Origin of the sequence: Paragemmobacter ruber (assembly GCF_009908315.1) — a bacterium.
Taxonomy (GTDB): Bacteria; Pseudomonadota; Alphaproteobacteria; order Rhodobacterales; family Rhodobacteraceae; genus Paragemmobacter; species Paragemmobacter ruber.
Genome location: NZ_JAAATW010000023.1, coordinates 1 through 253, shown reverse-complemented (window position 1 = coordinate 253; position 253 = coordinate 1). Strand labels below are relative to the sequence as shown.

General features: G+C 60.1%; 1 protein-coding gene. It reads left to right on the top strand.

Annotation, left to right across the window (positions count from 1 at the left end):
- On the top strand, positions 1 to 246 hold a 246-nt coding region (locus tag GU920_RS19665; RefSeq protein WP_235933424.1), incomplete at its 5' end, for a hypothetical protein.
- Positions 247 to 253 lie beyond the last annotated feature (7 nt).

The window sequence follows — 253 nt, the reverse complement described above, 5'->3', positions numbered from 1 at the left end:
CAGATCTGCTTCATGGCATCGTTCCTCCGGACCGTCAGCCAGGTCGAGCGGTTCGGGATCCTCATGGACCGCCATCGCTGGACCGATACGCCCTGCGGATACAAAGCCGCCCGCACGATCACCCAGGTGACCTGCCACGGGATTTTTCCTCCATCTGCGATTAGAGTCCGGCCCATGGAGAGGACGGACGATGAAGAAGGCACGACTGACGGAAGAGCAGATCATTGGCATCTTGCAGGAGCATGAGGCGGGT